This window comes from Streptomyces sp. GD-15H (assembly GCF_045291515.1).
Taxonomy (GTDB): domain Bacteria; phylum Actinomycetota; class Actinomycetes; order Streptomycetales; family Streptomycetaceae; genus Streptomyces.
In genome coordinates this window covers 215,776-230,133 of record NZ_CP149447.1, presented here as the reverse complement: position 1 = coordinate 230,133, position 14,358 = coordinate 215,776, and the positions used below count along the sequence as shown (strand labels likewise).

Below are 14,358 nucleotides of genomic sequence, written 5' to 3'. Positions count from 1 at the left end.
GCCACCCGCCCATCCACTACATCCGTTCCGCTTCGCGGAACGGATGCTGCCGCCTGCCTGGCTGAGCCCCGATTTTCCGTTCAGCTTGGTCCAGAAGCCCCGTCACTGTCTTGTTCACCCGCCCGACCGGCGCGTGCCGCCCTCGGAACGGACACGCCACAAGGACGGACATGACCAGCATGACGCACGACGCCCCGGAGATCACCGGCGGAGTCGACACCCACGGCCTGACCCACCACGCCGCGGTGATCGACTCCATCGGCCGACATCTGGCCGACCGGGAGTTCCCCGCCACCATCCGCGGCTACCGCGACCTTTTGGACTGGATGCGCGGCCACGGCACGCTGACCGTGGTGGGTGTGGAGGGCACCGGCGCCTATGGGGCCGAACTCGCCCGCGTGCTGACCGCCGCCGGCGTCGCGGTCATCGATATCGACCGGCCCGACCGCAAGACGCGGCGGATGAAGGGCAAGTCCGACCCGATCGACGCCTACGCCGCCGCGACCTCGGTGCTCTCCGGCCGGGCCACCGGCACGCCGAAGAGCCGGGACGGCGTCGTCGAAGCCGTGCGCGTGCTGAGAGTCGCCCGCCGCAGCGCGGTCAAGGCCCGCACCCAGGCAATGAACCAGATCCGGGGCCTGCTGGTCTCCGCGCCCGCGATGCTCCGCGAGCAGGTCGCCGGCCTGCAACGGGCAGCACTGATACAGACCCTGGCCCGGCTGCGGCCCGGCGACGACCTGTCCCGCCCGCTGGCCGCCACACGGGCGGCACTGCGCCGCCTGGCCCGCCGCCACCAAGCCATGGACGAGGAGATTGCCGAGCTGGACGCCGAACTCGCACCGCTGACCCGGCAGGCCGCCCCCGCGCTCCTGGAGCTCTACGGTGTCGGCCCCGAGACCGCCGGCCAGCTGCTGGCCTCGGCCGGCGACAACCCCGAACGGATGCGCTCGGAAGCCGCGTTCGCGCATCTGGCCGGGGTCGCGCCGATACCGGCGTCCTCCGGCCGCACCCACCGCCACCGCCTCAACCGCGGCGGCGACCGGGCCGCCAACAACGCCCTGCACACCATCGTCCTGGTGCGCATGCGGTACGACGAACGCACCCGCGCCTACGTCGAGCGCCGCACCAAGGAAGGACTGTCGAAGAAGGACATCATGCGCTGCCTCAAGCGATTCGTCGCCCGTGAGGTCTACCGCGCCCTGACCAGCACACCAACCAAACGAATCGGTCAAACCGACCTCGCTCCTGCCGCTTGACATCTATAGGAGTCAGCCGTTCACCTGCGGATGACGCCTCGCGGGCGTGAAAATCGGTGCAGGGGCTGTCCGCCGACGCCGATCGATGTTTGGGCCGTGAGCCCGCATAGGAGTCTGGTGAGGGAGCCGTCCGAGGGGCCGCACACTGTCGCCTTGAGCACGCCGATCAGCTTCTCCGTTCCCCTCAAGGTTCCCCGGACAGCCCCGCCGGCACCATTGCAACAGGGGGCACACCGTGGAGGAGTCGAGAGAAGACCACGACGACGGAACGGTCGCGCGGGTCGCGGCGATCGACATCGCCAAGGCATCCGGAATGGTCTGCCTGCGCGTCCCGCACGACACCATCGAGGGCCGACGCGTCCAGAAGGTCTGGACGGTCGCCTCGACCACCAACGCGATCCTGGAGCTCGGCGACAAGCTGGTCTGCCAGGGCGTTGAGCGAGTGGTGATGGAGGCGACCGGCTCGTACTGGCGCCCGTTCTTCTACATTCTGGAGGCCCGCGGACTCGACTGCTGGCTGGTCAACGCGCGGGACGTGAAGAACGTCCCCGGCCGGCCAAAGACCGACAAGCTGGACGCGGTCTGGCTGGCCAAACTCGCCGAACGCGGCATGGTCCGTGCCTCGTTCGTGCCACCGAAACCCGTCCGGCAGCTCCGGGACCTCACCCGGACCCGCACGGTGTTCGTCCAGGAACGCACCCGGCACAAGCACCGGGTGGACAAGGCCCTGCAGGACGCGCAGATCAAGCTGTCCGGTGTCGTCTCGGACCTGTTCGGCATGTCGGGCCGGGCCATGCTCGACGCTCTGGCCGCCGGTGAACGCAGCCCCCGCATCCTGGCGGACCTCGCCAGGGGCAGCCTGGTCAAGAAGAAGCCCGCCCTCGTGGAGGCTCTGACCGGGCAGTTCGAGAACCACCACGCCCGGCTGCTGCGGGTGTTGCTGGGCACCGTTGACCATCTCACCGCCCAGATCGACGAACTCGACCGGCTCATCGTCCAGACCCTGGAAGAGATCACCACCCCGCACGACGGCCCGGAACCCGGCCCTGGGCCGAGCGCCGGTGTGAGTGCGCGGGCCGTGGCCGAGAATCTGGATGCCGTCCCGGGCATCGGGCCGGCCACCGCGCAGATCATCCTCGCCGAGATCGGTACGGACATGAGCCGCTTCCCCACCCCCGAACACCTTGTCTCGTGGGCGAAGCTATGTCCCAGGACGATCCAGTCCGGGGCGAAGAACACCACGGGCCCGGCCGGACGGGGCAACCCTCCCCCAGCCTTCGGCCGGGGGGACCCCCAGGCTCAAGGGCGCCCTCGGCGAAGCCGCCAACGCCGCTGCCCGCACCGACACCTTCCTCGGCGCCCGCTACCGGCGCATCGTCAAACGCCGCGGCCACGCCAAAGCCCTGGTCGCCGTCGCCCGCTCGATACTCGTCATCAGCTGGCATCTGATCAATGATCCGGACGCCGTCTACCAGGAACTCGGCTCCGACTGGCACCAGCGGCATCTCAACCCCGCCCGCAGGACCCGCGATCTCGTCCGCCAGCTCCAGGCCCTCGGCCACCACGTCACCCTCGAACCCGTACCAGCCTGACCGACCCCATCACGACATCCGGTCCGCAAGCGGCCCGGATGCTGCCGCCTGCCCTCCCGACGATCGATTTTCCGATCAGCATCCGGGTGGGATGATCTTCGGGTTGATCACGTTGGAGGAGGTGTCCGTGGGGGACGCGTCGCCGTCGTTCCGGGGGCACCGGTACCCGGTGGAGGTCATCTCCCACTGTGTGCGCCTGTACGTCCGCTTCCCGCTGTCGTTCCGTGAGGTGGAGGAGCTGATGCTGCAGCGCGGCGTCATCGTCTCCCACGAGACGGTCCGCCGCTGGTGCGCGAAGTTCGGGCAGACCTACGCCAACGGCCTGCGCCGCCGCCGGCCGCGGCCCGGGGATACATGGCATCTGGACGAGGTGTTCGTCAGGATCAACGGCCGGTTGCACTACCTGTGGCGGGCCGTCGACGCCGCCGGCACCGTGCTCGACATCCTGGTCCAGGGCCGGAGGGACCAGGCTGCGGCCCGGCGCTTCTTCCGCAAGCTCCTGAAGAAGACCCGCGCCGTGCCGCGCGTGGTCATCACCGACAAGCTCCGCTCCTACGGTGCGGCCCACCGCGAGGTCATGCCCTCGGTCGAGCACCGTTCCCACAAGGGCCTGAACAATCGGGCCGAGAACAGCCATCAGCCGACGAGGCAGCGCGAACGCGCCATGAAAGGCTTCCGCTCCGTCGGCGGAGCCCAGCAGTTCCTGTCCGCATTCAGCGGCATCTCACCCCACTTCAGGCCCCATCGCCACCTGATGACCGCCACCGCATACCGCGCTGAGATGACCACCCGCTTCGCCATCTGGGATCAGGTCACCGGCGTCGCCGGCCTGCCTGCCGCGGCCTGAGCACGGAGCCGGAAGCCGGCCCCACCACGCCCGATACACCGTCAGGCACTCACACCCCCAACAACGTGACAGCGCCAATCCCGGTCATGGGTCGGACAAGGGGCGCCGCAGACAGGCCCTGGGGCGGCATCGGGCGGGCAGCGGCAGGGCCGAGCACCTGACCCTCGGCGGCACCACCAGACCTGCACGGACAAGACCGGCACGCTGACGCTGAACCAGATGACGGCGCGGGTAGTGCTGCTGGCCGGCCGTCGGCTCACCCTCTCCGGCGAGGGGTGCTCCACCGAGGGGCGGGTCCGCACCACCGACGGGCAGCCCTTGCCGACGACCCTGGACCACGCGCTGACCGCGATGGCCCTGTGCACCGACGCCGCGATCCGCGACAGCCAGGTCATGGACGGTCTGCCGTCATGCCCCTGGGCGTCGAGACGGACGCCCCGCACGGCTTCTTCACCACGACCGACCTCACCCCCGGCCAGTGGCCGGCCTGTGCGGCCGTCGGCTCCGTCACCCTTTGGACCAGCGAAGTGCTCGAGGCCGTACTGCGCGCCCGAGCCCGCCGCGCTCGCGTCGCCACCGCGCGACATTGACCTTCACCGCGAAAGTGGTTTACGGTTCAACTATCTATACAGAAACGAAAGGATGGTTTGTGCCATGAACGTCACCGCCGCTGTCGCCCGGGGCAAGTCGGAGCCGCTGACGATCGAGGAGCTCGAACTGGACGACCTCCGGCCGGGCGAGGTCCGGGTCCGCATGGTCGCCACGGGTGTGTGCCACACGGACGCGATCGTGCGGGACCAGGTGTACCCGACGCCGCTGCCCGCCGTCCTCGGCCACGAGGGATCCGGCGTCGTGGAAGCGGTCGGCAGTGCGGTCACCAGTGTGGTGCCCGGGGATCACGTGGTCCTGTCGGCCGCCTCCTGCGGGGTCTGCTCACAGTGCATGAGCGGGAGCCCGACCTACTGCGAAAACGTCTATGAGCAGTGCTTCGGCGGCCGACGCTCCGACGGCACCACCGCCCTGTCCTCGGACGGGGAGCAGGTGTCCTCCCACTTCTTCGGCCAGTCCTCCTTCGCGACCCACGCCAACGTCGTGGAGCGAAGCGTGGTCAAGGTTCCGGCCGACGCGCCGCTGGAGAAGCTCGGCCCGCTGGGCTGCGGCCTGCAGACCGGCGCCGGAGCGGTGCTCAACGAGCTGCAGCCTGCCGCGGGCACGTCCCTGGTGGTCTTCGGGGCCGGCGCGGTGGGCTCGGCGGCCGTCATGGCGGCCAAGGTCGCCGGCTGCACCACGATCGTCGCCGTGGACCTGCACGACTCCAGGCTGGAGCTGGCCCGGCAGATCGGCGCCACCCACACCATCAACTCCGGCAGCGCCGACGTCGTGTCCGACCTGAAGAAGATCACAGGCGGCAAGGGCGTGGACTACGCCGTGGACACCACCGCCGTACCGGCCCTGCTCACCCAGGCGCTGGACGCCCTGGCGATCCGGGGCACCATCGTGCTCGTCGGAGCCGCGGCGTCCGGTACGACGGTTCCCTTCGAGATCGGCGAGTCCCTCATGAAGGGCTGGACGTTCAAGACCGTCCTCGAGGGCAGCGCGGTCCCGCAGGTCTTCATCCCCCGTCTCGTCGAGCTGTGGCAGCAGGGCCGCTTCCCCTTCGACGAACTCGTGCAGACCTACGAACTCAAGGCGATCAACGAGGCGTTCGCCGACTCGGCCAGCGGGGCGGCGGTCAAGCCGGTCGTCGTCTTCTGACGTTCGGGCGCGGAGCCCGCGGGACGCCCGAACACGAGGGGCGCACGAGCTGTCGAGTTCGTGCGCCCCTCGGGCTTCATCCGGATCTCGGTGGTGCCGGTTCCCGCCGCCGGAAGGCCCAGTCCATTCTCGGCTCGAACACGGCCCGGAAGACCCGCCGCACCGGTGCCGTGCACAGGACGGTCACGACCACGGCGGCGACGACGGTGACGGTGATCCAGCCGAGCGGGCGGTGGAACCAGTCGTTGTGGGACCAGTGCCAGTGGTTGGCGGCCTGGATGACGAAGCCGTGCAGCAGGTAGCCGTACAGCGTGCCGGCGCCGAGCGCGGTGTACCACGTCCGGTGCCGCGGAACGAGGGCGAGGAAGCAGGCGACCAGGACCGTCGAGCAGCCGAAGATCGCCAGCGTCATGACCGGCCCGTGCCAGGCGGGCGCCGCGAGGTCCTCGGCACTGGAGTTGTGGAAGAACCAGGCGTAGTTCATCCGCGTCACGGCCCAGTGCGCCATGACCAGCGCGCCGAGGAAGACCGGTACGGCCAGGACGCGCACCTGACGGCGCCGCACCCTTTCGAAGGGCACTGTCACGTTGGCTGACCGGGTGGGATGATCTTCTGGTTGGTCATGCTGGGAGGGGGCGTCCGTGGACAGCGCGCCACCGTCGTACAGGGGGCACCGGTACCCGGTCGAGATCATCTCCCACTGCGTGTGGCTGTACTTCCGCTTCCCGCTGTCGTACCGCGAGGCCGGGGAGCTGATGCTCCAGCGCGGCGTGCTCGTCTCCCACGAGACCGTCCGGCGTTGGTGTGCGAAGTTCGGGCAGGCCTACGCCGCCGGGCTGCGCCGGAGGCGGCCCCGGCCCGGCGACAAATGGCACCTGGACGAGGTCTTCGTCAAGATCAACGGGGAGCGGAAGTACCTGTGGCGGGCCGTCGACGCCGACGGCACCGTCCTGGACATCCTCCTGCAGAGCCGCCGGGACACCGCCGCGGCCCGACGGTTCTTCCGCACACTGCTCAAGAGAACCTGCTCGGTGCCGCGGGTGATCGTCACGGACCAGCCCCGCTCCTACGGCGCGGCCCACCGCGAGGTCATGCCCTCGGTCGAGCACCGCTCGCACAAGGGCCTGAACAACCGGGTCGAGAACTCCCACCAGCCGACGAGGCAGCGCGAACGCGCGATGAAGGCTTCCGCACCGCCGGCGCCGCACAAGGATTCCTGTCCGCCTTCAGCGGCATCTCACCCCACTTCCGGCCCCGCCGCCACCTGATGACCGCCACCGAACACCGCGCCGAGATGACCGTCCGCTTCGCGATCTGGGACCAGATCACCGGTGCCGCCGCCATGCCCACTGCGGCCTGACCCGAAACTGCCACCCGGCCCCACCACGCCGTGACACGCCATCAGCCGGTCACACCCCCACCAACGTGGCAACGCCCTCGTACCGCACCGGGCCCGTGAGCCGCCAAGGCGACCACATGGACATAGCGGGTGCCGGAGTGGGCAGCCGTACGTCCCCGCTGGAGGTCACCGGTGAGGCCGCGCCGCCGACTCCCCGCACGGACGTGGCGGAGGAGGCAGGGAGCCGGCGGCGTGAACCAGGGGGTCAGCCCTTGCGCTTGACGGGAACGGGGAAGTCCACGTGCTTGATCTTCTTCCCGGCGACGAAGTCCCAGGCCTCCACACGCACCCGGTCCTCGGACACCTTCACCCGCAGGCCGGAGGAGTGGTTGCCCTCCAGGCGCCGGCCCTGGTGGTCACCGTTGGGCACAGTGGCGTTCTTGATCGCGCCCGTGTTGACCACGGGGAATCCGCGCATGTTGCCGGTGGCGTCGGCCCGGTAGCGGCCCCACCAGTCCTCCAACTCCAGGGAGTGGTGCGTGTGGCTGGTGAACAGGATGATGTTCGAGTACTTGCCGACGACCTCGGTGAACGCCTCGAGGTCGTAGAAGTCGTTCCCGTTCCAGGCGCTGTGGCTTCCCGAGACGCTGTCAGGGATCACCTGGTGGTTGTAGAGCATGACCGGCTTGCCCTGCTTCGCCCAGTGCGCGAGACGGGAGTCCAGCCAGCGCAGCTGTTCGTCGGACAGCTTCACGTACGGCTCGACGCCCTTGCGGTCCACATCGCTGTAGTACTCGGTGTTGATCGTGATGTTGGGGATGCCGTCGACGATCTCTTCACGCCAGACCTTGTCCTGGCCGGTGAAGTCGAGGAACCGGTTGATGTAGGCCTCGGAGCCCTCCGGGCCGTACATCTCGTGGTTGCCGATGGTGTAGTAGTTGCGTCCGGAGGCGTGCGGGACCTCCTTGGTGGCGGCCTCGAACTCGTCGTAGAGCTCCTGCGTGCCCAGGTCGACGAAGTCGCCGTTGACGAACATGGCTCCGGCCGGGTCCGGCATGTCGTTGAGCTGCTTGACGGCGGACTTGTAGTTGTCGATGCCGCCCTGGATGTTGCTGATGACGTCGATGACGGCGGACGGCTTGCCCTCGACCTCGCCCATGGGCAGCGACACCCGGGCGTTGTCGATGGCCCAGAACCAGTCGTTGTGGCCGTCCTTGTAGCTCCAGGTGAAGACGGCCTTGCGGGCCCCCTCGGGCACGTCGACGGTGATCGCCTCGTGGGAGCTGAGCTTGTCGGCGTCGTAGCGCCGCAGTTCCACCGGCTTGCCGCCGTCGAAGGAGACGCTCACGGTCGCGTGCTGCGGAGCGTCACCCTGGCGGTAGTGGGAGTCGAAGCCGAGGAAGATCCGGTCGTGCTTCTTGACGTCGATGGCCGGCGACGTCAGCGCGGTGTTCAGCCGGTCGGTGCCGTTGAGGCGCTGGTGCTGGCTCTCGACGACGGCGAGCTTGTCGTGCGCCCGGGTGAAGTAGTGGCGCTTGTCGGTGCCCACCGCCCAGGTCCAGTCACGGATGTTGGTGATCGCCCAGCCCGCCCAGCGCGCCTCGCCGGTGGTGAATCCGGCGTTCTCCTTGGACCAGCCCTTGGGGAGCGTGTGCGTGAAGTCCGTGGGCGTGGGGACCGAGTCGAAGTCTTCGCTCCAGAGAACGGTCTCGGTGAGCGCCTGGTTGACGTACGACTTGCCGGCCTTGCTCTGCTGCGCGGCGCGGTCCGAGCCCTGGGCGGATGAGACGCCGGACATCCCTGCGGCGGTGATGCCAAGGGTGACGGCCAGGGCGCAGGTGAGGACGGTGACGGACTTTCTCGCGGGGAGTGCCATGGGGGGCTTACCTTGTCTCGGGCAGAAATGGTGACGATCTGCACGATGCCCCGACAAGGTGATCACGAGAGGTCCGGTTCCGGGTCTCCGAATGAACAACTGGAGCTTCGCATTCCGGAAACGGAGCCCCCTTCCGTGCCCCCAGAGGACGTGGCTGTCACGTGCGCGTGCGATGGCGCGAACAGCAGGGACCGACCGGGCCGTTGGCGCCCCCAGCGCTGGTCCCCACGCCTCGCCGATGCGCTGTAGCCACGCGGGTGGAACGAAAATCAGACGACCTGTGGCCGCGCGGCGGGTTATGTTCCCTGCTGTAAGGCGAATGAAGTGAGTTCGCCGGGCGATGACACCTTGCGGATGAGCCTGAACTCCTGCTGCTCGTAGTACCTCGCGAGCGCTGGTCCCTTGGAATGGACACCCTGACGCTGCTGAACGCGGACAGGAACCGCTGCGCGTGGCCGGGCGAGGTGAAGCGTTTCATCGCCCGTTCGCGCTGGCGGGTCGACTGGTGCGAGTTCTCCGCCCGGTTGTTGAGGTACTTCGAGGCGCGGTGCTCCACGCTCGGCATGACCTCGCGGTGGGCTGCGCCGTAGGAGCGCAGCTGGTCGGTGACCACCACCCGGGGCACCGTGCGGGTCTTCTTGAGCAGTGTGCGGAAGAAACGCCGGGCCGCAGCGGTGTCCCGCCGGTTCTGGACCAGGATGCCGGGCACGTTGCCGTGCTGGTCCACGGCCCGCCACAGGTACTTCGGCTCCCCGTTGATCTTGATGAAGACCTCGTCCAGATGCTTCCCAATCTGGAAGTCAAGCGGCGTGAGTGACTGGAGGTGTGACTTGGTAGCACCGTCCGTCACGGATGAGGGCCCACAGCACATTCACACGACGACGGGCGAGCGCGAGGACGGCCTGTGTGTGCCGCTTTCCTTCTGCTCTCTTGCGGTCGTAGAACGCGCGGGAGTTGGGGTCTTTCTGAACGCTGATCAGCGCGGATGTGTAGAAGACGCGCTGCAAGCGCCGGTGGTATCGCTGGGGGCGGTGGAGGTTGCCGCTGACCCTTCCCGAGTCCCGAGGGGCCGGGGAGACACCGGCGAAAGCGGCGAGTCGGTCGGCGGTGGGGAAGGCGTCCAGACTGCCGCCCACAGCGGTGAGGAACTCGGCGCCAAGAATCGCGCCGATGCCGGGCATGGAGGTGATTACTTCGGCGAGGTCGTGCTCGCGAAACCGGCCCTCGATGAGCTTGTCGATCTCGGCGATCTTCTCGTTGAGGGTTATCACCTCCTCGGCCAGGGTGTGGACCATCTTGGCGACGGCCTTCTCCCCGGCGACGGCGATGTGCTGCCGTTCTGCGGCCTCGACGGCCTTCGCCGCCAGGTTCTCGGCGCTGCGGACCTGGCGGTTGCGCAGCCACGTCGTCAGCCGCTTGGTGCCGACGCGTCGGATTGCCGCCGGGGTCCGATAGCCCGTGAGCCGGCGCAGCGGCCCGGCGTTCCCGAGATCCAGAGCCCGTTCCAGGGCGGGGAACATGCTGTTCAGCAGGGAGCGGAGCCTGTTGGTGACTCGGGTGCGGTCGGCGACGAGATCCGTGCGGCGCTCGGTCAACAGGCGAAGTTCGATGATGGCCTCGTCGTCGAGATGGATGGGCAGCAGGTCCCGCCGCATCCTGGCCTGGTCAGCGATCACCCGCGCGTCGCGGGCATCGGTCTTGCCTTGCCCGCGGTAGCTGTCGGTAGCGCGGTTGACCGCGACACCAGGGATGTAGACGAGTTCTTGGCCGTGGTTGGCCAAGAGGTTAATCAGCAGGCCGGGTTCACCGCCCGTCATGTCCATCGCCCAGATCACCGTGCGGCCGTCGGCGAGGTCCAGGACGTCGCCGATCAGCTGGAGCAGCTCCGGCTCGTCGTTCGCCACCCGCCGCGACAGCAGCGTGTCGCCCTCGGCGTCCATGACCAGGGTGTGGTGGTGGGTCTTGCCGCAGTCGGTCCCCGCCCATATCCGGCTCATCGTGCTCCATCAGGTCGTGCCTGCAATTCGTACCACGGACGACCTCGCCGGCATTGCTCTACACAGCGACCTTCTCGCACTTCCCAATCGGCGGCCGAGTCGTCGTGGGAAGCCGGGCGGCCAAGCATCTGAAGCCACAGACGGCAGCCACTTGTCAGCCACACCCGGCTCCCCTGGGCACCACAACCCGGGCCTTGTCCCCGAGGGGTGGACACCTGTTCGTGTCGTTATGCGGCGAGTGTCAGGGTAGCCGACTGTTGCTCGTAGGCGATCGGTGCCTGCTGTCCGTTCGCCGAGTGTCGTCGGCGGGTGTGGTAGCGGGTGGTCCAGCGGAAGACGGCCAGGCGGCAGGCCCGGGCCCCGCCGAAGCGGCGGGCGCCGCGGAGCGTCTCGCGTTTGAGGGCCGCGTTGAAGCTCTCGGCGAGCGCGTTGTCCGCGCTCGTGCCGACCGCGCCCATGGACTGCCGCACCCCCAACTCGGCGCATATATCGGCGAATTGGCGGGAGGTGTACTGCGCTCCGTGATCGCTGTGGAAGACGGCTCCGGCCAGGCTGCCGCGGGTCGCGGCGGCTGCCCGGAGCGCGTCGGCGACCAGCGAGGTGCGCATGTGAGCGGCGATCGACCAGCCCACCAGGCGGCGCGAGAAGCAGTCGATCACGGTCGCCAGATACAGGAACTCGCCGTCACCCACCGGCAGGTAGGTGATGTCGCCGACGTACTTGGTGTTCGCCGCCGTGGCGGTGAAGTCGCGCCCGAGCAGGTCCGGCACGGGCGTGGCGGACGGCTCGGGCACGGTGGTGACCTGGCGCCTGCGCAGCCGCAGCCCGGCGATGCCGTACTTGCGCATGACCCGTCCGACGCGCTTGTGGTTCACGCGCTCACCGTCGTCGCGCAGCTCGGCGGTGATCCGGGGCCGGCCGTAGGTGCCGTCCCACTCGGCGTGCACGGCCCTGATCCGCTCGGCGAGCGCGGCGTCCGCCCGCTCACGCGCGGCGCGGGCCGCACGGCCGGCCCGCCATTTGTAGAAGCTGGAGCGGGCGACCTCCAGCACGTGACACAACCGCTTCACGCCCCAGGCGCGGTGGTGGTCCTCGATGAACTTGAAGCGGTTCACCAGTTCATCTCGGTGGCGAAAAACTTCGTCGCCTTGCACAGGATGTCCCGTTCGGTGGCCAGGGTCGCGTTCTGCTTGCGCAGGTCCTTGTTCTCCGCGCGCAGGGCCGCTATCTCGGCCTCCAGCTCTTCCTTCGTGGCCTCGCTCACCGGGACGTCCTTCGTGCTCTTGATCATGGCGCCGCTCTTGCCGCGGCGGGCCCGCTCGGCCCGCACCCAGTTGCGCAGCGTCTCCCGGCTGATCCCCAGGTCCTTGCCGATGCCCTCGAGGGTGTGGCTCGGATCCGACAGGTACAGCGCGACAGCGTCCGCCTTGAACTCGGGCGAATAGACCTTCATCACCATAAGAGATCCCTCCTCCCCGGCCCCTGCCGGGGCCGGGCTCAGAGGTGTCCACCGCTCGGGGACAGGTCCCGCGTTTGCGAAGGAGATCGAGGCCGGCCCGGCCGAACATCTGGCGTTTGAGCATCTTCAGCCGGTTGATGTTGCCCTCGACAGCGCCGGAACTATGGGGCAGAGACAGCCCGTTGCGGACAGCGTCGAAGTCCCGGCGGAGGTTGCGGGCGAAGGACGCCAGCGGGGCCAGGGTGTCCCGTTCGGCGTCGGCGATCCAGTTCTCGAGGCGGTCGCCGTGACGCCCGGTCATCATCGCGGCGAACCTCCTGACATGCAGGGTGAGCCGGTCCAGTTCGGGGTCGCGCTCACGCAGCCGGTGCAGCCTGTCCGCGTCCTCGTCCCGTAGGTGTTCCGGGTGGGCCATGATCCAGGAAGTGACCTCGCGGACCGAGGGAGGCTTCGGCCCTGGGGCGGGTGCGTGTCCGCGCCCGGCCCGGTAGCGCCGCAGATGGCGCTGAACCGCCAACTCACCCCCTGGATAGCCAAGTTGTTTGATCTCGCGGTAAAGCTGGGCGGCGTTTCTGACGCCTTCGTTCCAGCGCTGGTGCAGGTAGCCGACGTACGGGTCGACGATGTGCGCCCGCTGCAGGCTCTTGGCCACGACGTCGTCGGCGGAGCGGGCGCCCACCAGTTTGCGGACGGTGGCCTGGTGCAGCCCGAGCTTGCGGCCGATCGCCGCCTTCGACATCCCCTGTTCCCACAGCTCGTGGGCGGCGGCGTGCTGCTCACGCAGCCGGGTCACGACTTTCAGTTCCCGTGGTGGCTGGACCACCGGCGGCTCCGCCTCCGGCTCGTCGGGCGTGCCGGCAGGTCCAGGAGGCGGTTCGGCCAGGCGGGCGCGATGGGCGTTCACCGTCTTCTCGACCGCCTGGCCGAGGTTGGCCCACAGGTGATAGCGGTCGGCAACCTGCTCGGCCTGGGGCGCCCCGGCCCGCGCGCCCTCCCCGTAACCGCTGGAGCGGTCCCGGCAGATGACCTTCACCTCGGGGTGCTCGCGGAGCCAGGCGGCCAGGTCCTCGCCCTCACGGCCGTCGAAGAGATGCAGCGGACGGTGGGTGGCCATGTCGATCAGGATCGTGCCGTAGTGGCGTCCCCTGCGGAAGGCGAAGTCGTCCACGCCCAGCACTTCCACGGGGCCGACATCGGGCTCGGGCAAGGCCCTGACCAGCCGCAACAGCGTGTCCCGGCCCCCACGGATGCCGACCGCGGCCGCCAGGCGGGCTCCGGCCCGGCCGGCCAGGGCCAGGCCGATCTGCGTCAGCACCCCGCGCAGCAGCGGGGTATGGCGGCTGTGCGGGGTGGTCAGTCCCATGACCTGCTCGGCGAACGTCACCGCCGAGCAGGCGAGATTCTCACAGCGGAAGCGGCGTACGCACAACTCGATCACGACGCCGAGCCCGCCCACGGCGACGTCACGCAGCCGGCGTACGTACCGGCCGTGCACCCGGGCCGAGCCCTGGCCGCACCGGCAGACCGCGGTCGTCGCTCGCGCCCGCGTCCTCAGCACCACCTGGTCCGGCCGCCGCTGGACCTCCTCGATCAGCAACGCGGACAGGTGCGGAAACAGCTCCGGGAGCACATCACGAGAGCACGCGATGCATGATCGCGAACAGCTGACACGGCCCGCTCACGCGTCCGGATCACAAGATCGTCGCCAGAACCCTGATCTTGACGTTGATGGCGTCCACGAACAGGACCGGATAGACGCGGTCCAGCGGGCGGTTGGACCATTCCGCCATGCCCTCCATCACCTTGTCGGTGATCGTCGAGATGGTCTGCTTGGACACCTCGGCACCGTAGACCTCGGCCAGGTGGGCGGAGATCTCCCCGTGCGTGAGGCCCTTCGCGGACAGCGACAGCACCATCTCATCGACGCCGGTCAGGCGCCGCTGCCGCTTCTTGACGATCTGCGGCTCGAACGTGCCGGCCACATCCCGGGGCACCCTGACCTCGACGGGGCCGACGTCGGTCAGCACGGTCTTCGCCCGGGTGCCGTTGCGACTGTTGCCGCTGTTCTTCCCGGCCGGATCGTGCTTCTCGTAGCCGAGGTGATCGGTGATCTCGCCCTCCAGGGCGGACTCCAGCACCCGCTTGGTCAGCTGCTGCAGCAGCCCGCCCTCGCCGGTCAGCTGCAGCCCGTCCGTACGGGCGCGGTCCACCAGCATCGCGATCAGCTGCTCGTCCGT

The 14,358-nt window shown here is 69.0% G+C and carries 8 protein-coding genes and 5 pseudogenes; 6 read left to right on the top strand and 7 right to left on the bottom strand.

The features are described from left to right. Positions 1-170 precede the first annotated feature (170 nt). The 5 genes from WJ438_RS01205 to WJ438_RS01185 all read left to right on the top strand — a co-directional run bounded on the left by WJ438_RS01205 (position 171) and on the right by WJ438_RS01185 (position 5,450). Positions 171-1,256: an IS110 family transposase gene (locus WJ438_RS01205; RefSeq protein WP_406723566.1), complete on the top strand. Its 1,086-nt coding sequence runs from the start codon at positions 171-173 to the stop codon at positions 1,254-1,256. Positions 1,257-1,491: 235 nt separating this feature from the next. After that, on the top strand, positions 1,492-2,712 hold the full coding sequence (locus WJ438_RS01200) for an IS110 family transposase (RefSeq protein WP_406723565.1): 1,221 nt from the start codon (positions 1,492-1,494) through the stop codon (positions 2,710-2,712). 227 nt (positions 2,713-2,939) lie between these two features. Next, positions 2,940-3,695, top strand: a complete 756-nt coding sequence (locus tag WJ438_RS01195) for an IS6 family transposase (RefSeq protein ID WP_406723564.1) — start codon at positions 2,940-2,942, stop codon at positions 3,693-3,695. A gap of 410 nt (positions 3,696-4,105) precedes the next feature. Further along, on the top strand, positions 4,106-4,285 hold the full coding sequence (locus WJ438_RS01190) for a hypothetical protein (RefSeq protein WP_406723563.1): 180 nt from the start codon (positions 4,106-4,108) through the stop codon (positions 4,283-4,285). A 64-nt stretch (positions 4,286-4,349) separates the two neighbouring features. Beyond that, entirely contained in the window at positions 4,350-5,450 is a 1,101-nt protein-coding gene (locus WJ438_RS01185; RefSeq protein ID WP_406723562.1) for an NAD(P)-dependent alcohol dehydrogenase, read from the top strand. A gap of 76 nt (positions 5,451-5,526) precedes the next feature. On the opposite strand, the pseudogene WJ438_RS01180 reads toward WJ438_RS01185, so the two are convergent. After that, positions 5,527-6,024: pseudogene (locus tag WJ438_RS01180) on the bottom strand (hypothetical protein); the annotation flags it as partial. Positions 6,025-6,091: 67 nt separating this feature from the next. On the opposite strand from WJ438_RS01180, the pseudogene WJ438_RS01175 reads away from it, so the two are divergent. Further along, positions 6,092-6,810 (top strand): annotated as a pseudogene (locus tag WJ438_RS01175) (IS6 family transposase). 244 nt (positions 6,811-7,054) lie between these two features. Here WJ438_RS01175 and WJ438_RS01170 read toward each other — a convergent pair. The 6 genes and pseudogenes from WJ438_RS01170 to WJ438_RS01145 all read right to left on the bottom strand — a co-directional run. After that, positions 7,055-8,665: a metallophosphoesterase family protein gene (locus WJ438_RS01170; RefSeq protein ID WP_406723561.1), complete on the bottom strand. Its 1,611-nt coding sequence runs from the start codon at positions 8,663-8,665 to the stop codon at positions 7,055-7,057. 418 nt (positions 8,666-9,083) lie between these two features. Further along, positions 9,084-9,449, bottom strand: a pseudogene (locus tag WJ438_RS01165) (IS6 family transposase); the annotation flags it as partial. Positions 9,450-9,465: 16 nt separating this feature from the next. Further along, the gene (locus WJ438_RS01160; RefSeq protein WP_406723560.1) at positions 9,466-10,662 is read right to left on the bottom strand and encodes an IS110 family transposase; all 1,197 of its coding nucleotides are present in this window, start codon (positions 10,660-10,662) and stop codon (positions 9,466-9,468) included. Between the two features lie 227 nt (positions 10,663-10,889). After that, positions 10,890-12,121 (bottom strand): IS3 family transposase gene (locus tag WJ438_RS01155; protein WP_406723559.1). Its coding sequence is split into 2 segments (ribosomal slippage): positions 10,890-11,800 and positions 11,800-12,121, totalling 1,233 coding nucleotides; the frame shifts between segments, so codons are not numbered across the junction. A gap of 88 nt (positions 12,122-12,209) precedes the next feature. Continuing rightward, positions 12,210-13,616 (bottom strand): annotated as a pseudogene (locus WJ438_RS01150) (ISL3 family transposase); the annotation flags it as partial. Between the two features lie 217 nt (positions 13,617-13,833). Next, positions 13,834-14,337 (bottom strand): annotated as a pseudogene (locus WJ438_RS01145) (transposase); the annotation flags it as partial. Positions 14,338-14,358 lie beyond the last annotated feature (21 nt).